The sequence below is a fragment of the Parabacteroides sp. TM07-1AC genome (genome assembly GCF_003480915.1).
Taxonomy (GTDB): Bacteria; Bacteroidota; Bacteroidia; order Bacteroidales; family Tannerellaceae; genus Parabacteroides; species Parabacteroides chongii.
Genome location: NZ_QUKD01000012.1, coordinates 143,962 through 162,740, shown reverse-complemented (window position 1 = coordinate 162,740; position 18,779 = coordinate 143,962). Strand labels below are relative to the sequence as shown.

Genomic DNA, 18,779 nt, shown 5'->3' with positions numbered 1-18,779 from the left:
ATTGATTAACCATTCATAAACTAAAACAACATGGATAACGCTATTTTTAGATTTCCTAAGCCAGGTAATGAGCCGGTAAAATCGTATGCACCCGGATCGAGTGAAAAAGCAGCATTGAAAAAGACATTAGCGCAATTGTCGGATGAAGAATGGGATATCCCATTAATCATCGGAGGAAAAGAAGTTCGTACCGGAAATACCGGTAAAGTGGTTATGCCACACGATCACCACCATGTATTGGCAACTTACCATAAAGCTGGTGAGAAAGAGGTACAAATGGCCATCGATGCCGCTATGAAAGCGCACAAAGACTGGTCGGAACTGCCTTGGGTCGAACGTGCTTCCGTAATGCTAAGGGTGGCGGAGCTTTTTACTACAAAATATCGTTATCTGTTGAATGCCTCTGTCATGCTGGGACAAAGCAAGAATCCGTTCCAGGCGGAGATCGACGCTCCTTGCGAACTGATCGACTTTCTGCGTTTCAGCACGTTCTATGCGAGTCAGGTGTATGCCGACCAGCCTTATTCTGAACCGGGCATCCTGAACCGGATGGAATATCGTGCCCTGGAAGGTTTTGTGTTCTCGTTGACACCGTTCAACTTTACCTCTATCGCCTGCAACTTGAATATGGCTCCGGCTATGATGGGGAATGTGGCTGTATGGAAACCATCTACAACAGCTATCCATTCGAATTATTTGTTGATGAAGGTGTTCCAGGAAGCCGGGCTTCCGGACGGCGTAGTCAATTTTATTCCGGGACAGGGCAGTGTGATCGGTAAGGTGGTAACAGGCAGCCGTGATTTGGCTGGTTTCCATTTCACGGGTTCTACTGCAACATTCAATACGTTATGGCGTCAGATGGGGGAAAACCTCGGCCATTATAAATCTTATCCGAAGATTGTCGGTGAAACAGGAGGAAAGAACTTTATCTTTGTTCATCCGTCTGCTCCGGCTTTGGACGTGGCAACGGCTATCGTTCGCGGTGCTTTCGAATATCAGGGACAGAAATGTTCTGCCGGATCACGTGCTTATATTCCTGCTTCCATGTGGAAAGAAGTAAAAGATCTGGTAGGGGATATGCTGAAAGAGATCAAGATGGGAGATGTACAGGACTTTACGAACTTTATCAATGCTGTTATCGATGAGGCTTCGTTCGATAATATCATGAGCTATATCAATTATGCGAAACAATCACCGGATGCAGAGATCGTCTTTGGCGGTAATGGTGATAAATCGGTAGGCTATTTTGTTGAACCGACTGTTATCAAGACGACTGATCCGATGTTCAAGAGCATGGTGGAAGAGATCTTCGGGCCGGTTATTACTATTTTTGTCTATGATGACGATAAATATGAAGAAACGCTCGAACTGTGCGACCGCACTTCTCCGTACGGTCTGACCGGTTCAATCTTTGCACGCGACCGGTATGCGATCGACACAGCTTTCAATAAGCTCCGTTATGCGGCAGGTAACTTCTATATCAATGATAAGCCGACCGGTGCCGTTATTGCACAGCAGCCGTTCGGCGGTTCGAGAGCTTCCGGTACGAACGACAAGGCTGGTGGTCCGTTGAACCTGATCCGCTGGACGAATCCTCGTTGTATCAAAGAGGCTTTGGTCCCGCCCACTTCTTACGGCTATCCGTTCTTAGGAGAAAAATAGTTTACAAATTGAAAATTGAAAATTGAGAATGGATAATTAGAAGAAATACTAATCCCGGTTCTTAATTTTCAATTTTCAATTCTCAAATTTCAATTAACTCAAATACTATGTTAGACTTTAATAATACCGAGATTGCATTTTCATCCAAATCGCAGTCTGAACTGAAAAACGCTTACTTACTATTCAACACAATCAAATATCCGTGGTTGGTAAAATGTGCCAGCTTCGCTAGTAATATCGCCTTAAAAATTCATTTTCCCCTTGCGTGGGCAGTAAAGCCAACCTTGTATAAACAGTTTGTCGGTGGTGAGACCTTGCAGGATTGTACGAAGGCTATCGACCATCTTCGCAAGTTCAATGTGCGTTCTACGCTCGATTTCTCTGCCGAGGGTGAACAGACTCCCGAGGGGATTCAGGCTACCTTTGAAGAAACGATACGTTCGATCGACTTTGCCAAGGGAAACGACAACTTGGCTTATGCCGTATTCAAACCTTCTACTATTATAACGGATGAATTACTGGCAAAGGCTTCCGAAAAACGCAGCGAACTGACTATCGAGGAGGTGGTGGAATTTCGTAAATTCAAAGAACGTTTCATGGCTTTTTGCCAGCGGGCGTATGAGAATGATGTCCGTTTGATCGTCGATGCAGAGGATTACTGTTTCCAGGATGCCCTGGATGAACTGACTGATGAAGCGATGCGGAAATTCAATAAAAAGCGGGCGATCGTATTTGCCACTTTGCAAATGTACCGCCACGACCGTATGCCTTATCTGCGCCGTATCCTGGATGATGCCACGGAAAAAGGGTATATTGCCGGAGTCAAGTTTGTGAGGGGCGCTTATATGGAAGCCGAACGTGCACGTGCAGCTGCTTTAGGCTATCCCGATCCGATCTGTAAAGATAAAAAGGCAACGGATGAGAATTTTGATGCAGCCGTGCGGTTTACTATGGATCATTTGGATCATATGGAAATGTTTATGGGGACACATAATGAGGAGAGTAATTATAAATTGGCAAAACTGATAGATGAAAAGGGGCTTGACAGGAATGATTCGCGTATCTTTTTTGCCCAGTTGTTGGGAATGAGTGATAATATCTCATTTAATCTGGCACATGAAGGATATAACGTGACGAAATATGTACCTTATGCAGCGGTAAGGGACGTTTTGCCTTACCTGATCCGCCGGGCAGAAGAAAATACGTCGGTAGCCGGACAGACCAGTCGTGAACTGAAAATGTTGCAGTCTGAGTTGAATCGCCGTAAAAAAGTAAAACAATAATCAGCCGTCATAACTAGGAAAGACTGATAAATTTATTGATGGATTTAACGGCAGCTATGTTGCCAAAAGTGTTTCACCCTAGTGAAACAGTTGTTTCATTGGGAAGAAACAGTTGTTCCATTAGGGTGAAACACTTTTTTGAAAGTATGTTGTACGGAATTTACTTGCTTGCTTTCAATCCTTTGATCACAGATGAGGTGAAGCCGGACATTTCCATTTCATTTAAACCTTTGATCGTAATGCCGCCCGGAGTAGTCACTTTATCTATTTCCATTTCGGGATTACTTTTATTCTCCAGTAACAGGTCCGTAGCCCCTTTTACCGTGTGAACAACGATCTCCTGTGCCTGTTTCGGGTAGAAGCCGAGTTCTACACCGCCTTCGATCGCAGCACGGATATAACGGAGGGCAAAAGCAATACCACTGGAAGCCAACGCTGTTCCGGCACCCATCAGACGTTCTTCCACCAGCATGGCATTTCCCAATTCATTAAATATATTGATGATCAGGTCACATTGCTCTTTCGATGCATTGTGTGCAGAGACAAAGGTCATGCTGCTCAATACTTCGATAGCCGTATTGGGCATGATACGGAAAAGCGCCGGTGTCACCCAGTCTTCGTAACTGGTTTTCTTCGTAAGATAGGCATTCAGTGTCTCAAAAGTGATTCCTGCAGCTACTGAAACAATGATCTGTTTGTCGGAATCGAGTACGCCTTTTATCTGGTCGATAATTTCTTCCACTCGCCAGGGCTTTACTGCTATGACAATGATGTCGGCACCTTTCACGGCTTCGATGTTGTCGGATAATACGACAAAATCAGGATTGGCAGCTTTGATCTTATCCAATGTTGCTTGCGACTGTGCCGTACAGGTGATATCCGATGCTTTGAACATATTTCCTTTTGCCAGTCCCCGGGCAATAGCACCACCGATATTTCCGGCTCCGATAATAGTTATTTTCATGTCTCCGTTTATTTATAATTGTAAAATCATGAGTTGCAAAAGTATGGAAAAAAGGAATAAAACCCGTACATTTGTCACAAAATGTATAATTGCTAATAAAATCGAAAACAAAAGATGAAGAAACTTATTGCTGCCAGCCTGATGCTGGCTTGTGCGTTCTCTACAACAAATGTCGGAGCACAAGAAAAAGAAGGAGAAAAAGAAGAAGGTTTCATTTTTACGACCGTAAAGGAAAACCCGATTACATCCATTAAGAATCAGAACCGGGCAGGTACTTGCTGGTGCTACTCTACCATGGCTTTCCTGGAATCGGAATTGCTTCGTATGGGAAAGGGAGAATATGATCTTTCAGAGATGTTTACCGTTTACCACACTTATCAGGATCGTGCCGATATGGCTGTCCGTACTCATGGTGATGCTTCATTCTCGCAGGGTGGGTCTTTCTATGATGTGATTTACGGAATGGAGGCTTTCGGTTTGGTGCCGGAAGAAGAAATGCGCCCCGGGGTGATGTATAGCGATACATTGAGTAACCATGGAGAGTTGTCTGCCCTCACAGATGCTATGGTAGGTGCTATGGCCGGCGGTAAAGTAAAAAAATTCCAGTATGACGAGAATTACAACTTGTTGTGGAAAAAGGCTGTAGCTGCCGTACATGAAATCTATCTGGGAAAAGCTCCGGAAAAGTTTACTTATAAGGGAAAGGAATACACTCCGAAGTCATTCTATGAATCTACAGGATTAAAACCGTCGGATTATGTATCGTTGACTTCTTATACGCATCATCCGTTCTATACGCAGTTTTCGCTGGAAATCCAGGATAACTGGCGTCACGCACTGTCTTACAACCTGCCGATCGACGAGTTCATGGAAGTGTTCGACAATGCGATCAATACAGGCTATACGATTGCCTGGGGATCCGATGTAAGTGAGTCCGGTTTTACCCGCGACGGTGTAGCTGTTATGCCTGACAACGAAAAGGTACAGGAACTGAGCGGATCGGACATGGCTCATTGGTTGAAGATGAAACCGGAAGAAAAGAAATTGAATACGAAACCGCAACCGCAGAAATGGTGTACGCAGGCAGAACGCCAGTTGGCTTATGATAACTGGGAAACTACTGACGACCACGGTATGCAGATTTATGGTATTGCCAAAGACCAGGAAGGAAACGAATATTACATGGTGAAAAACTCTTGGGGGACATCTAATAAATATAACGGTATTTGGTATGCTTCAAAAGCATTCGTACGTTACAAAACGATGAATATTGTTGTTCACAAAGATGCACTGCCTAAAGCTATTAAATCTAAATTAGGTATCAAGTAATTATTTGTATCATAAAATGTGAAAAGAGGCGTTCCCGGTAGGAGTTGGGGCGCCTCTTTTCTATTTATACAAAGATGTGCTTATTTAAAGATCTGCTTATTTACGGAACTAATATCAGGGTATAATTCAGATCGGATGCTGCTTTTTGCAGTTCCTGATTCAATAGTGTCAGACTGTCGCCCTCTGCCTGGAAATAGAATGTCATACTTCCGTCACTGGGGATCAATTCGTAAACAACAGCTTCCGAATCGTTCGGTGTACCATGTTTTACCTGGCGTTTACCGGTAGAAGAGAATGTCTTGTCCTGTCCGTTTTCGGCTTCCAGGTAAGTGGCATCCATTTCGTAAACACCGTCGTCGCTATCCTGCTGATAGAACAAAGTCAGGTCATAAACGATACCTGGACCATCTGCTGCCGGGAATGTTCCCTTGTATTTTTTCTGAATAACAGTTCCTTTTTTAGGGTCAACCTTCAGCGAATCACGCATATTCACAGGCTTGGTTGTTTTCCCTGTTATTTCAGGCAAAGCCGGTGCATCAGGTACCGCTTCAGCTACTGTTACGCTTTCTTCTTCTATTAAAGCGGGTTCGGTTGTTTTCTTCCCGCTACATGCAGCTAATAAAGCCAGAGCTGCTACTGCGATAAAATACTTTTTCATTATTCTGCGTTTTTATTTATTAGTGACTTTGCCGTTATAACAAAAGTCCCCCTGCATTTTGTTTTGCAGGAGGACTTTTTTAACTATATGACAGGCTGTTTCTTATTTTTTATCCGGGCTGTCCGGCTTCTTCTGATACTCAGAAGGAATCGTGATGGCACTTCCGTCACGTTCTGCATAATAATGAGGCGACATGATCTCTATGCCCGCTTCATTGAATATATCCTGTATGTTCTGATGCAGATCGGAATATATCTGCGATAATTGATCAGCTTCCTTTATATAGGCATTTATTTGGTAGCAGGGATAATAGTCCTGCAATTCCGTTTCCAGAACGAAAGGTTTCGGGTGTGGCATAACACCCGGAGTGGAACGTGCCGCATCGATCAGTAATTGGTGGACCTGGCGCCAGGGAACATCATATCCGATACTGACGGTCGAGTGAATGATCAGGCCGAACTGACGGGCGGACGCGCTGTAATTGACTGTATGTGACGACATGATGAATGAGTTCGGAATGGTAACCACTTCATTCTTCGGTGTGCGGATACGGGTGACGAACGGTGTTTTTTCAATCACATTCCCTGTTGTCTCGTTTAACTTGATGCGGTCACCCAGTTTGAACGGACGCATATAAGTAATGACCAGACCTGCGATGATATTTCCGATAACCGTACTTGATCCCAAAGAAACGATCAGTCCGACAAAAACTGAAATACCCTGGAATACGCCTGAGTCAGACCCCGGCAGATAGGGATAGATCATGGCGATCATAAACGCATACAGCAGGAAACGTATAATATTGAAAGAGGGCTGTGCCCAGTCCGGATAGAATCCGGTGATTTTCAGTTTCTCGCTTTCGATCTCATTCGCTATATACTGAATACCCTTAATGATATATTTTACGCAGTAATAAATGACAATGATGATGAACAGATTAGGAATATATTCAACTACGGATTTGAGAACCATTTTGATCGGTTCGATAATATAAGTGAATAATCTCATTGCCAGATTCTCTGTTTGCGGGAATATGGCAAACAGCATCGGGACACTGAACATGAGCTGTATCAGCAATACTATATAACGAAGGATGTTGTTCAGGAATATAAGTATCCTCCCTTGCCGGTGGGTATTCAGAAATTCGTAATCCCGTATGGTGATGGACTTGAGTTTGTTCTGTTTCAGCCAGATGATACGACGGCGTAGTTTTCTGAACAGATAGTTGGTCAGCTTGAACAGGAGATACTGGACAACCAGTACCAGGATAAACAAGGCAACTCGTTTGGTAACCTGGAGAATACCATGTTCTTTTTTCAGTGACTGTATTTTATCACTGACGACAAACCGGTATGTTTTGGCTAGTTCATCCCTTTCCGTGTTCAGCCAAAGAGCATCCTGGTCAGTGACACTTAGTATCACCTTTTCCCCATACATGATATCCGTTTGGTATTCGCTTCTGAACAAATATACGGAGTCGTTTTTCAGGCTGAGGTCTTTGCCGATCTTCAGGATCATATTGACGGCATTCTCTGCCCGGTCATAGGCGGATACACCCCCTCTTTTGGCATAGAAAGTAAGAAGTGTATCACCGTCGATAATAAGAGGAACGCCGGGTGTCAGTGTCCTCAGTGAATCGATACTGCGGCGTTGCTCTTCTTTTTTCAGCGAATCGGTTGTGATATGTTTGTATAACGCATCATCCCGTTCGGAGCGGAGCATGATTTCATTCAGCTTCATCTCCTGTAACTGAAGTTCCAGCTCCTGCATCCTGATAGAATCCTTGCGATGCATTTCTGCCAGGATAGATAAAGAATCGGCTGGGATCTCATCTGTCTTATTCTCTGCAATAACAGCATTCAGTAATCCTTCGGCCTTTTCTCTGATCTGGGATGCAGCCCGACCCGGCATAAGGAATATAACCGCAAGGGCGGCAAAACATAACACCAAACGTTTCATAGCGCTTTTACTCTCTACTTTTAATTAATTGTATTTTATTTACCTCCGGCGGGCAAATGTTTTAACCAGTAATCAGCCATACTTTTCCGCAGATGCAGTGTCGTACCTTCGCGTTCGTAGATACCGTGGCTACGCATCGGATAGCTGATCTGGCTGAATATCTTCCCGTGTTTGACCAGTTCGTTCACTACCATTTCGCAGGCTTGGTAATGTACGTTGTCGTCACCGGTGCCGTGTATCATCAGTAAGTTTCCTTTCAATCCATCGGCATAGGTGATGGGCGAACCTTTGCGATAGCCTTCCGGATTGTTTTGTGGCGTGTTCATGTAACGTTCCTGATAAACGGTATCGTACAGACGTTGGTCGGCAACAGCTGCGATCGCAATACCGGTATGGAATACTTCAGGATAACGGAACATGCAGTTCAGGGTCTGGCTGCCGCCGCCGCTCCATCCGTTGATGCCGATGCGGGACAGGTCGATAAACGAATATTGCCGTCCCAGGTCTTGTATGCCGCGTGCCTGGTCTTCGGATGCGAATGTGCCGACTTCTCCATAGATACATTTGCGCCATTCACGTCCGCGTGGTGCATTCGCTCCACGGTTTTCGATGCTGACATAGATATATCCCAGGTTGGTCATATATTGATTCCAAAGGTCACCGCCGTTCCATACGTCCTGTACGGTCGATCCCGCCGGTTCGCCATAGACTTCGATGATTACCGGATATTTCTTTGACGGATCGAAACCTACAGGTTTGATCATGCAGGCATCCAGTAGCAGGTCGCCTGATTTTACTTTGACAAACTCTTTCGGATTCAATCCCAGAGCTTCATATTGTTCTTTAGCCTTTGCATTGTCTTCCAGTATACGGACGGATTGGTTTTTGGGGAATGATACCATATCGATCATCGGTGGTGTCACTGAATTGCTGTAGGTGTGTACCGCCCATTTTCCCGTCGGTGACATGTTATAGCGGTGTTGTCCCGGCTGGCTTTCCGGACTCAGACGTTTCACTTCTCCTTTACCGAACAGGTTAGCACTGTACAGGTAACGTTGGGTATAGTTTTCCGGTGAAGCGATAAAATAAACCAGTCCCTTTTGAAGATCGGTTCCAACCGGCTGGATATAGTCGAAATCACCTTTGGTAATGGGTGCTATTTCTTTTCCGTCACGACTAATGCGATATAAATGACGCCATCCGCTGCGTTCACTTTCCCAGGTGAAAAATTGGTTATTCTTCAGCCACAGGATGTTGTCGTTCGTATCCAGCCATGCGGCATCTTTGTCGGTAAAGATATTTTCCGGTGTGGCGCTGCCGATTCGGGCGATCCATACTTTGTTGGTATTCTGTTCCCGGTTCAGTTGCTGGATGAACAGTTCATTGCTTTCCGGGATAAAATCCATGCGGGGGATGTAATTGTTGCGGGGATCTCCAGGGATATCGATCCAGGTAGTTGTTCCTCCTTCAGCCGGGATGTATCCTACTTTTACGGCAGAATTGGCAGTACCGGCTTTCGGATAGGGAAAATGCTGGATGGTTGGATAGATGGAGTCTATATTATTGATAATATCGAATACACCTGTCCCTTCCGTGTCGCTTTGCCAGTAGGCTATGTACTTACCGTCCGGACTCCAGCGGAAACCGTCGCGGCAGCTGAATTCTTCTTCATATACCCAGTCGAACGTGCCGTTTACGATTGTTTGGCTTCCATCGCTGGTTAACTGTGTTCTTTTGCCGGTATGGATGTCTTCTACATATATATTATTCTCAAAGACGTATGCTACCCGAGTTCCGTCGGGGGAGAACTTGGCGAACATCATAGACGATTCGGGCAGTCCTTTACCCAATTGGCGAAGGCTTTTATCGGTGAGGTCGAGTACCCAATAATCGCCACGGGTGTTATACCGCCAAACCCGTTGGGTATTGTTAAATATCAGTACCTTGTCGTTGTTATTACTCCAGGAGAGGCTACCCATTCCAATACGTTTTCCGGTTAATGGGTCTATAAATAGGGTGGAGGGGATAATCACTTCACGGGCATTATCTTTGGCCCGGTAGGCTACCACATCCATGCCGCCGTCTTTTTTATTTTGCTCCAGGCGACTGTACCGTTCTCCGTCTTTCATCCAGTTCATGGCTCCGACCCCTTTGGTTTGGATCAAACGTCCGGTAAGTACATCTTCCAGGTATAGTTTGCCCCGTATTTCTGTCTTTTCATTGGAGGCAAATGAATACTCGTCTGTTTCCGTCCGGTTTTCCCAAGGCATGATTTGTGCGTTGCTTATGTTTCCGGCTAACAGGAAACAAGCTACCGGAAAGATGAGTTTATAAAGTTTCATATATATTTGTTTATTAAATGTTTTATACCTACAAAGAACGGAATGTTTTATGAGATGGTCAAACATAAACGAAAGAAATCCACCGACCGGGAGCCCGGAGGTGGATTTCTTATATAAAGATGCAATTAAGTATTTATTTATTCAGTACTTTTTTGAAACGGGCAAGGAATTCTTTCGCTTCATCCATTGTCAGGCAAAGCGGCGGAAGCAGGCGGATTGTATTGGTTCCGGCAACCCCGGTGAATACTTTTTCTTCGAAAAGAAGCTGGCTACGTACTTCTTTGATCGATTCTTCAAACTCGATACCGATCATCAGACCGCGACCACGAACTTCCTTGATTCCCGGCAGTTTGTGTAACTCTTCGATCAGGAATTCTCCGACTTTGGCTGCATTGTCAACCAACTTCTCGTTTTCCATGATATCCAATACAGCGATAGCAGCAGCACAAGCCAGATGGTTACCTCCGAAAGTCGTTCCCAGCATGCCGTAAACAGGTTTAAACATCGGACTGATCAGCAAACCGCTCATCGGGAAACCGTTACCGATCCCTTTGGCTACCGTAATCAAATCCGGCTGGATACCAGCATATTGATGGGCAAAGAACTTTCCGCTTCTACCGTAACCGGACTGGATTTCATCCAGGATCAAACATGCTTCATATTTGGTACATAAAGCACGCAATTCCTTCATGAAGTCGTCTGTCGGAAGCTGGATACCGCCGACACCCTGGATACCTTCAATAATAACGGAAGAAACGTCCCCTTTCTGCAATTCGGCTTCAACAGCTACCGCATCGTTTAACGGCAGGTAAGTAACAGCCAGGTCTTCGTTGACCGGAGCGATGATCTTCGGATTATCAGTGACGCGAACGGCAGCAGAAGTACGTCCGTGGAAAGCGTGCTTGAAAGCGATTACCCGTTTCTTCCCATTGTGGAAGGAAGCCAGTTTCAACGCATTTTCGTTTGCTTCGGCACCGGAGTTGATCAGGAACAAGGAATAATCGTCATAACCGGAAGCTTTTCCCAACTTGTCAGCCAGTTTTTGTTGCAGGCTATTGATGACGGAGTTGGAATAAAATCCCAATTTGTTCACTTGATCGGTGATAGCAGCTACATAAGTAGGATGGCTATGACCGACGGAGATAACGGCATGGCCGCCATACAGGTCGAGGTATTCTGTACCTTCGCTGTCCCATACATGGCATCCTTTGCCTTTTACTATTTCTATATTAAATAAAGGGTATACGTCGAATAAATTCATAATTGAAAATTGATAATTGAAAATTAGTAACATGGAAAACAGGAAACTGAAAATAATTTTCAATTTTCAATTTTCCATTATCAATTAAAAAGCCGAAGGCTTCAAATGTAATCCTACAGTCTCTTCCAAACCGAACAGCAAATTCATATTATGCACAGCTTGTCCGCTGGCGCCTTTCAACAAGTTGTCGATCATAGATACGATCAGCAATTTGTTATCATATTTTTGGAGATACAGGAGACATTTGTTTGTGTTGACTACCTGTTTCAGATCCGGATTCTTATCTGTAATGAAAGTGAACGAATGATCGTCATAATATTCTTCATAAATACGGCGGATCTCATCCAATCCTACTTTACAGTCGACATAAGTCGTTGCAAAAATACCGCGTGAGAAATTGCCCCGTACCGGAATAAAGTTGATATTACTTTCGAAACTATTCTGCAACTGGCGCAGGCTCTGGCCAATCTCAGCCAGGTGCTGGTGTGTGAACGGTTTATAAATTGAAATGTTATCGTTTCGCCAGCTGAAATGAGAAGTCGACGAAGGCTTAACACCGGCTCCTGTCGATCCGGTGATCGCATTCACATGCAGCTCTGAATTCAACATCAGGTGTTTAGCCAGCGGCAAAACGGCTAACTGGATACAGGTGGCAAAACAACCGGGGTTCGCAATGTGTCGGGAATTGCAGATACGTCGTCGGTTCAATTCCGGCAGACCGTAAACGAAATCATGCTCGTCGCTTTCGATACGGTAATCCATGCTGAGGTCGATGATCTTCACGTTCTCGGGTACAGTATGGCTTTCCATGAACTTCTTCGTGTCGCCGTGGGCGGTGCAGAAGAACAGAAGGTCAATGCTGTTCAACGGCAACTCGTCGGTAAAACGCATTTCGGTTTCGCCGAACAGGCCGCTATGAACGTCAGTGATCAAATTTCCGGCGTTACTGGTACTATTCACAAATGTAATCTCGGCGTCCGGGTGATTAAGCAGCAGGCGGATCAATTCGCCTGCCGTATATCCCGCACCACCTATAATTCCGATCTTTATCATATTTCTTCGTCCTTATGGTTGTTATAATAAACACGTAACGGTGTAGAAGTTACTTTGATAAAGCCTTTGGCATCTTCTGCCGTCCAGCCTTTCTGCATTTCACCGTATTCACCGAATTTAGTTTTCACCAGGTCATCTTCCGATTCTACACCGACGGTTGAGAAAGAAAGCGGGCGGAGTTCGAGGATAGCCGTTCCGTTTACGTTACGCTGTGATTCCTGCAACATGGCTTCGATGTCACGCATAACCGGTTCCAGATACTGGCTTTCGTGCAGGAACATGCCGTACCAGTTCGCAACCTGGTCTTTCCAGTACTGCTGCCATTTGCTCAATGTATATTTTTCAAGGAAGCGGTGTGCACCGATGATCAGCATAGGAGCAGCAGCTTCAAAACCGACACGTCCCTTGATACCGATAATTGTATCACCAACGTGCATATCGCGGCCGATACCGTAAGCAGCACCGATCTCTTCAACTTTTTGGATGGCGGCAATCTTATCTTCGAATACTTCGCCGTTCACAGCATGAATTTCACCCTTTTTGAACTCGATGCGTAATTCTTCACTGCCGGTCTTTTCCACCTGTTTCAGATAAGCACTTTCCGGTAATCCCTGAGCTGAATCCAGAATTTCGCCTCCACAGATGGAAGTTCCCCACAGGCCGACGTTGTAAGAATATTTCAGTTTTGTGAAATCGGCAACGAAGCCGTGTTCTTTCAGGTAGTTGATTTCATAATCGCGGGTCAGCGCCATGTCGCGGGTCAGTGTGATGATCTCCACGTTCGGGGCCAGTACCAGGAAAGTCATGTCGAAACGAATCTGGTCGTTACCTGCACCGGTTGAGCCGTGGGCGATCGCGTCGGCACCGATCTCGTTGGCATAACGGGCAATAGCCAATGCCTGGAAGATACGTTCGGAGCTAACGGAGATAGGATAGGTACCGTTACGCAATACATTGCCGAATACCATATATTTCAGGCTCTTTTCGTAATATTCTTTTGTAACGTCGATCGTTACATATTTGGTAGCGCCCAGTTTATAAGCATTTTCTTCGTTCTGCTTCAACTGTTCTTCGCTGAATCCACCAGTGTTGGCACAAGCTGCATATACTTCGTAGCCTTTTTCTTTGGCAAGGTACATCACTGTGAAAGAGGTATCCAAACCTCCGCTGAATGCAACTACTACTTTCTTTTTCATTGTCTGTTTGTTTTTGTGGGTTCCGGTAAGGGCGTTTCGCGAAACGCCCTTACCGGAAAGCCCCGTATGATTTATTTATTATTATTTTTTTCTCTTTCGTCTGCTTCCCGTTTGGCACGATGCGGATCGGCCGGGTCGAACAACATCGCTGTACAGATACAATATTTCCGGTTCGTACGTTCCAGAATATCATGGTTTACGCAACCGATGCAACCGCGCCAGAACGATTCGTCGTCGGTCAGATCGGAAAAGGTTACAGGTACATAACCTAGTTCGGTGTTCATCTTCATCACCGCTGCACCCGAAGTAAGACTGAATACCTTCGCTTTCGGCCAACGCATGCGAGCCAGTTGAAACGTCATATCCTTGATCCGTTTGGCAATACCCAAACCTCGGAAATCCGGGTGAACAATTAACCCGGAGGTCGTTACATACTGTTTGTTCCCCCACGATTCGATATAGCTGAAACCGGCAAACTGATCTCCGGCCAGTGCGATGACTGCTTTCCCCTCTTTCATTTTCTGGGCTACATATTCATGCGTACGCTTAGCGATACCTGTTCCGCGTACTTTGGCAGCCTCTTCAATGGTAGTCAATATCTTGTCTACGTATATCTCGTGAGAGGCGTCAGCAATCATTACATCGATTTCTGTTTCTTGTTTCATTTTACGATTGTTCTTAATCTTCTTTTGTTTATAAACGGAAGAACTGTTGTCTCCCTTAATCGCCCTTATATAAAATGTGATAATGCTTTTACTATCCGGTCCCTGCTGATCCCTTCGCGGGGAATGATCAGGATCGTGTCGTCTCCGGCAATCGTTCCCAGTATCTCGTGCGGAGCATGGGTGTCGATATCGGATGCAATCCCCATCGCATATCCCGGACGTGTCTTGACTACTGCCAGGTTTCCGGAAAATTCAATGTTCGGATGATGTTGTGTCTGCACCTTGTTCGGCTGTATCAAAGCTGAATAATCTGGCAGACAATATACATAATCGCCGTTCGCATCATGTACTTTGGCTACTTTCAGTTGCTTTATGTCGCGTGACAAGGTAGCTTGTGTAACCTGAAATCCGCTGGCTTCCAATTCTTTCAGCAGCTCTTCCTGGTTACATATCACCTTCGTTTGTATGATGCGGCAGATAGCGTCCAATCGTTCCTTCTTTGTACTCATGTTTGTATATTTATGCAAAACGGATGCAAATATAAATCGAATAATTGAATAAATATACATTGTTGCCTTGTTTTTTTGTATAATTATTTGTCTTATATCTCTATTGAGCAAAAATGCCTTTGGATTTGTTCTATTCTTATAAAGAAATGATAATTTTGTATTCGTAAAAACTAAATGAGAGAGATGAAAAAGATTACAGGTTTATTAATGGTTATGCTTCTGATGCTGAGTGCTTGCGGAAGCGTTCCTTTGACAGGAAGAAAACAGGTGTTGTTGGTTTCCGATCAGGAGGTGCTGACTTCCAGTTTAACGCAATATAGCGATTATATGAAATCAGCCACAAAATCGACAGACAAGAACGAGAGTGCAATGGTGACCCGTGTCGGTAAAAAGATTGCTGCGGCTACGGAGGCTTATCTGAAAGCCAACGGGATGGAGAGCGAAATCAAGAATTTCCAATGGGAGTTCAATTTGGTAAAAGACAACCAGATCAATGCTTTTTGTATGCCGGGTGGAAAGATCGTCGTGTATGAAGGTCTGATGTCTTTGGTTTCGTCGGACGATGAACTGGCAGTTGTAGTGGGACATGAGGTGGCTCACGCTGTCGCAAAACATAGTAACGAACGAATGAGCCAGCAACTGATGGCACAGTATGGCGCAGCTATCCTGGGACAGGCGGTAAGCAATAAAAGTGCGGCGGTTCAGAATCTGGCAAATACGGTGTATGGAGTGGGAGCACAATATGGTGTTATGTTACCTTTCTCCCGCAAACATGAATCGGAAGCGGATTATATGGGACTGGTATTTATGACAATGGCAGGATATAATCCGGATGTTGCTGTAAACTTCTGGCAAAAAATGTCTGCCGGGAAGAGTGGGGCGACTCCGGAATTTATGAGTACTCACCCGAGTGATGCGACCCGTATCTCCGAGATACAGCGGGCGCTGCCGGAGATCAAGACCAAGTATAAAACCAGATAATATCTGTTAAAGTTTTAAAAGGTCGATTTTCAAAAGAAAATAAAAAGGGCTCTAATGTATGACCCATCTAAAGATCCTAGAGATCCAAAGTTTAAAAAGTAACCCTCAATTCAGAATACTACTGTATTGAGGGTTTTATTTTAGAGTATTTAATGTAAAATGGTATATAGTTACCCTAATAATATATTATATAGAATATTAATCAACAAAATTTGTATAAGATGAAAAAACTAATGTACCTGTTTTTTATGTCGGTGATCTGTATGTTGTACGGATGTAACGACGATATGAAAGTGAAGGAAACGATTACCCTTACAGTGAATAAACCGGTTTTAATGTCTGCGGATGCTTTTCGTTCTTCCGTGAAGGTGAAAACCCAGCCGGAAGAGATCACTCAACAGGGTAAGATCTGTTTTTATGAGGGTTATCTTTATATTTCCGAGCCGGGAAAAGGTATCCATATCATTGATAACCGTAACCCGTCATCACCCTCTCCGGTTGGTTTCATTGAATTGATCGGTAACGCTGATGTGGCTATCCGTAATAATATGTTGTATGCCGACTCGTATGTCGATCTGATTTGGTTCGATATCTCTAATCCGGCCTTACCGGTATTAAAGAACCGGTTGGAAAATGTATTTCCTTATGCATTTCCTCCTATTGAAGAAGGAACGATCGATTATCCGATGTGTGAAACGGCAGCCGCAAATTCACAGATCGTAGTGGGATGGACTCAGGTAGAGGAGAGTTATACAACCGAGCGTTATAAGGATCAGGAAATATATTATGACTCTATGGTCAATTCGTCTGGTGGTAATTCAGGTGTTTCAACCAGTGTGAACGGTTCGATGTCTCGTTTTGGCTTCTATCAGAATTATCTTTATGTAGTGTTAAACAACTAGATGAGCATCTTTGACCTGTCGGGAGATAAGCCTGTAAAAGCTGTTGATAATATGCATCTCGGTGGTAATGTGGAGACTATTTTCAGTTATAAGGATTATATGTTTATGGGAACTCCTACCGGTATGCTGATCTATTCCGTTGCCGATCCGTTAAAACCGGAATATCAGTCGATGATGTGGCATGTATATGGTTGCGACCCGGTAGTTGTCGAGGATGATATCGCTTATGTGACTGTTCATGCCGGCAATAATTGCGGACAGAATTTCAATGAACTGATCATTCTGGATGTAAAAGATGTAAAGAATCCCCAGCCAATCGTCTCTTATACATGACCAAACCGAAAGGCCTCGGTATCGACAACGGAACACTCTTCCTCTGCGACGATGGCCTGAAGATCTATAATGCCTCCGATCCGCAGACACTGATGGCAAACCGCCTGGCTCATTACTCGGGTATGGAAGGATATGATGTGATCCCGCATGATAACGTATTAATGATGATTGCCGATGACGGTATCTATCAGTACGATTATTCGAACCTGAAAGAGATCAAGCAGCTGAGTAAGCTGGCGGTGAAGAAGTAATAACGACTTGATACAAATTACAAAATAAGGTGAAAACGGAAAATTAGAAAAGATTTTCTGTTTTCACCTTATTCTTTTTCTTTTTATACATAAGCTATGAAGTGGCTATTAAATTATAAGCCCGGACGAGACTATATTATACGTTTATGAAACTATAATATACTATGATTATTTGTTAACTATCTGTTTTGTAGTGATTTAATAAAATATACCTTCTAAACCATACAAGAACGTTTTTCTCTTCTCCATTCCTTAATTGTATACCTTTGTCAAATATGTTCTATAACACTATATACCCCTTTGAGAACATTGTAGACTCTTCCCGGATATTAGTCCTCTACTTTAGCCGTAGAAATCTGACTAATTTATATTATTATGGATATCGCTAAAAGATGTGAGCAAAATCCGCTACTTGCTCCGAAAGATTTAAAAGCGGGAATTAATGGAATGGAGATAACTTGTTTGTTGAATCCCGGAGTTTTCAAATATCAGGGAAAAACCTGGCTGCTTCTGCGAGTAGCCGAACGTCCTATACAAAAAGAAGGAGTTATAAGTTTCCCTGTATATAATAAGGAAGGGGAAATAGAAGTGGTTTCCTTCTCCAAGGATGATCCGGATCTGGATGCTTCAGATCCGCGGGTAATAGGTTATAAAGGAAAAAACTACCTGACCACGATGTCTTACCTGAGATTAGTTTCAAGTACGGATGGAATTCATTTTAAAGATGAACCGGGGTATCCTGCCATTTTCGGTAAAGGTGAACTGGAAGCTTTCGGTATTGAGGATTGTCGGGTGGCGACAACGGAAGACGGTTTTTATCTTACGTTTACAGAAGTATCATCTGTTGCTGTAGGTGTGGGGTTGATACATACTTCCGACTGGAAAGATTATACCCGGTATGGAATGATATTCCCGCCTCATAATAAAGATTGTGCTTTGTTTGAAGAAAAAATCAATGGAAAACACTATGCTTTCCACCGTCCGAGCAGCCCTGAGCTCGGAGGCAATTATATCTGGCTGGCCGAGTCTCCCGACAGGTTACATTGGGGAAATCATAAATGCGTAGCGACGACCCGTGACGGGAAATGGGATTGTGCACGCGTGGGAGCCGGTGCCGCTCCTATCAGGACGGAAAGAGGTTGGCTTGAGATTTATCATGGAGCAGACTTTAATCATCGTTACTGCCTGGGTGCTTTGTTACTCGACCTGAATGATCCCTCCAAGGTGATTGCCAGGAGTGAAGAACCTATAATGGAACCTATTGCCACTTATGAACAAACCGGATTTTTCGGAAATGTGATTTTTACCAATGGGCATCTGGTTGAGGGAGATACCATTATAATGTATTACGGAGCAAGTGATGAAGTGATTTGTAAAGCACAATTGTCTATTACGGATATCTTGAATACTTTAAAATAAATCCGGCCTGAA

General features: G+C 44.1%; 14 protein-coding genes and 1 pseudogene. 6 read left to right on the top strand and 9 right to left on the bottom strand.

Going from position 1 to position 18,779, the window contains the following annotated elements:
• Nucleotides 1–30 precede the first annotated feature (30 nt).
• Together pruA and DXD68_RS20715 are read left to right on the top strand one after the other, a co-directional pair.
• A complete protein-coding gene (pruA, locus tag DXD68_RS20720) occupies nt 31–1,662 on the top strand; it encodes an L-glutamate gamma-semialdehyde dehydrogenase (RefSeq protein WP_122363392.1) in 1,632 nt (543 codons plus the stop codon).
• Between the two features lie 107 nt (nt 1,663–1,769).
• Nucleotides 1,770–2,945 (top strand): proline dehydrogenase family protein, encoded by a 1,176-nt coding sequence (locus tag DXD68_RS20715; RefSeq protein ID WP_122363391.1) that lies wholly within the window; start codon nt 1,770–1,772, stop codon nt 2,943–2,945.
• A 160-nt stretch (nt 2,946–3,105) separates the two neighbouring features.
• On the opposite strand, the gene proC is transcribed toward DXD68_RS20715, so the two are convergent.
• Nucleotides 3,106–3,909 carry a pyrroline-5-carboxylate reductase gene (gene proC, locus DXD68_RS20710; protein ID WP_122363390.1) on the bottom strand — a complete coding sequence of 268 codons (804 nt, stop codon included), beginning with the start codon at nt 3,907–3,909 and terminating at the stop codon, nt 3,106–3,108.
• A gap of 114 nt (nt 3,910–4,023) precedes the next feature.
• Here proC and DXD68_RS20705 point away from each other — a divergent pair, with 114 nt between their 5' ends.
• Nucleotides 4,024–5,238: an aminopeptidase C gene (locus DXD68_RS20705; protein WP_122363389.1), complete on the top strand. Its 1,215-nt coding sequence runs from the start codon at nt 4,024–4,026 to the stop codon at nt 5,236–5,238.
• 100 nt (nt 5,239–5,338) lie between these two features.
• Here the strand turns inward: DXD68_RS20705 and DXD68_RS20700 are convergent, their stop codons facing one another.
• The 8 genes from DXD68_RS20700 to argR form a co-directional block, all read right to left on the bottom strand.
• Nucleotides 5,339–5,896, bottom strand: a complete 558-nt coding sequence (locus DXD68_RS20700) for a copper resistance protein NlpE N-terminal domain-containing protein (protein WP_122363388.1) — start codon at nt 5,894–5,896, stop codon at nt 5,339–5,341.
• A 102-nt stretch (nt 5,897–5,998) separates the two neighbouring features.
• The gene (locus DXD68_RS20695; protein ID WP_122363387.1) at nt 5,999–7,855 is read right to left on the bottom strand and encodes a mechanosensitive ion channel family protein; all 1,857 of its coding nucleotides are present in this window, start codon (nt 7,853–7,855) and stop codon (nt 5,999–6,001) included.
• Between the two features lie 35 nt (nt 7,856–7,890).
• A complete protein-coding gene (locus DXD68_RS20690; protein ID WP_122363386.1) occupies nt 7,891–10,197 on the bottom strand; it encodes a S9 family peptidase in 2,307 nt (768 codons plus the stop codon).
• Between the two features lie 133 nt (nt 10,198–10,330).
• A complete protein-coding gene (locus DXD68_RS20685) occupies nt 10,331–11,458 on the bottom strand; it encodes an aspartate aminotransferase family protein (protein WP_122363385.1) in 1,128 nt (375 codons plus the stop codon).
• A gap of 84 nt (nt 11,459–11,542) precedes the next feature.
• A complete protein-coding gene (argC, locus tag DXD68_RS20680; protein WP_122363384.1) occupies nt 11,543–12,511 on the bottom strand; it encodes an N-acetyl-gamma-glutamyl-phosphate reductase in 969 nt (322 codons plus the stop codon).
• Entirely contained in the window at nt 12,508–13,707 is a 1,200-nt protein-coding gene (locus tag DXD68_RS20675) for an argininosuccinate synthase (protein WP_007653701.1), read from the bottom strand. Before DXD68_RS20675 ends, argC begins: the two co-directional genes overlap by 4 nt.
• Nucleotides 13,708–13,778: 71 nt before the next feature.
• Nucleotides 13,779–14,372, bottom strand: coding sequence for a GNAT family N-acetyltransferase (locus tag DXD68_RS20670; RefSeq protein WP_122352273.1), 594 nt, complete (start codon nt 14,370–14,372; stop codon nt 13,779–13,781).
• Between the two features lie 65 nt (nt 14,373–14,437).
• Nucleotides 14,438–14,881, bottom strand: coding sequence for an arginine repressor (gene argR / locus DXD68_RS20665; RefSeq protein WP_199715785.1), 444 nt, complete (start codon nt 14,879–14,881; stop codon nt 14,438–14,440).
• A gap of 183 nt (nt 14,882–15,064) precedes the next feature.
• Here argR and DXD68_RS20660 point away from each other — a divergent pair, with 183 nt between their 5' ends.
• The 3 genes and pseudogenes from DXD68_RS20660 to DXD68_RS20650 all read left to right on the top strand — a co-directional run bounded on the left by DXD68_RS20660 (nt 15,065) and on the right by DXD68_RS20650 (nt 18,767).
• The gene (locus DXD68_RS20660) at nt 15,065–15,862 is read left to right on the top strand and encodes a M48 family metallopeptidase (RefSeq protein ID WP_122363441.1); all 798 of its coding nucleotides are present in this window, start codon (nt 15,065–15,067) and stop codon (nt 15,860–15,862) included.
• A gap of 221 nt (nt 15,863–16,083) precedes the next feature.
• Nucleotides 16,084–17,348: pseudogene (locus DXD68_RS24765) on the top strand (LVIVD repeat-containing protein).
• 375 nt (nt 17,349–17,723) lie between these two features.
• Nucleotides 17,724–18,767, top strand: a complete 1,044-nt coding sequence (locus DXD68_RS20650; protein ID WP_075555856.1) for a glycoside hydrolase family 130 protein — start codon at nt 17,724–17,726, stop codon at nt 18,765–18,767.
• The last annotated feature ends 12 nt before the right edge of the window (nt 18,768–18,779 follow it).

Excerpts from the sequence above, each read along its gene's own strand:
- pruA (WP_122363392.1), top strand. The coding sequence starts at position 31 with ATGGATAACGCTATTTTTAGATTTCCTAAGCCAGGTAATGAGCCGGTA.
- DXD68_RS20715 (WP_122363391.1), top strand. The coding sequence starts at position 1,770 with ATGTTAGACTTTAATAATACCGAGATTGCATTTTCATCCAAATCGCAG.
- proC (WP_122363390.1), bottom strand. The coding sequence starts at position 3,909 with ATGAAAATAACTATTATCGGAGCCGGAAATATCGGTGGTGCTATTGCC.
- DXD68_RS20705 (WP_122363389.1), top strand. The coding sequence starts at position 4,024 with ATGAAGAAACTTATTGCTGCCAGCCTGATGCTGGCTTGTGCGTTCTCT.
- DXD68_RS20700 (WP_122363388.1), bottom strand. The coding sequence starts at position 5,896 with ATGAAAAAGTATTTTATCGCAGTAGCAGCTCTGGCTTTATTAGCTGCA.
- DXD68_RS20695 (WP_122363387.1), bottom strand. The coding sequence starts at position 7,855 with ATGAAACGTTTGGTGTTATGTTTTGCCGCCCTTGCGGTTATATTCCTT.
- DXD68_RS20690 (WP_122363386.1), bottom strand. The coding sequence starts at position 10,197 with ATGAAACTTTATAAACTCATCTTTCCGGTAGCTTGTTTCCTGTTAGCC.
- DXD68_RS20685 (WP_122363385.1), bottom strand. The coding sequence starts at position 11,458 with ATGAATTTATTCGACGTATACCCTTTATTTAATATAGAAATAGTAAAA.
- argC (WP_122363384.1), bottom strand. The coding sequence starts at position 12,511 with ATGATAAAGATCGGAATTATAGGTGGTGCGGGATATACGGCAGGCGAA.
- DXD68_RS20675 (WP_007653701.1), bottom strand. The coding sequence starts at position 13,707 with ATGAAAAAGAAAGTAGTAGTTGCATTCAGCGGAGGTTTGGATACCTCT.
- DXD68_RS20670 (WP_122352273.1), bottom strand. The coding sequence starts at position 14,372 with ATGAAACAAGAAACAGAAATCGATGTAATGATTGCTGACGCCTCTCAC.
- argR (WP_199715785.1), bottom strand. The coding sequence starts at position 14,881 with ATGAGTACAAAGAAGGAACGATTGGACGCTATCTGCCGCATCATACAA.
- DXD68_RS20660 (WP_122363441.1), top strand. The coding sequence starts at position 15,065 with ATGAAAAAGATTACAGGTTTATTAATGGTTATGCTTCTGATGCTGAGT.
- DXD68_RS20650 (WP_075555856.1), top strand. The coding sequence starts at position 17,724 with ATGGATATCGCTAAAAGATGTGAGCAAAATCCGCTACTTGCTCCGAAA.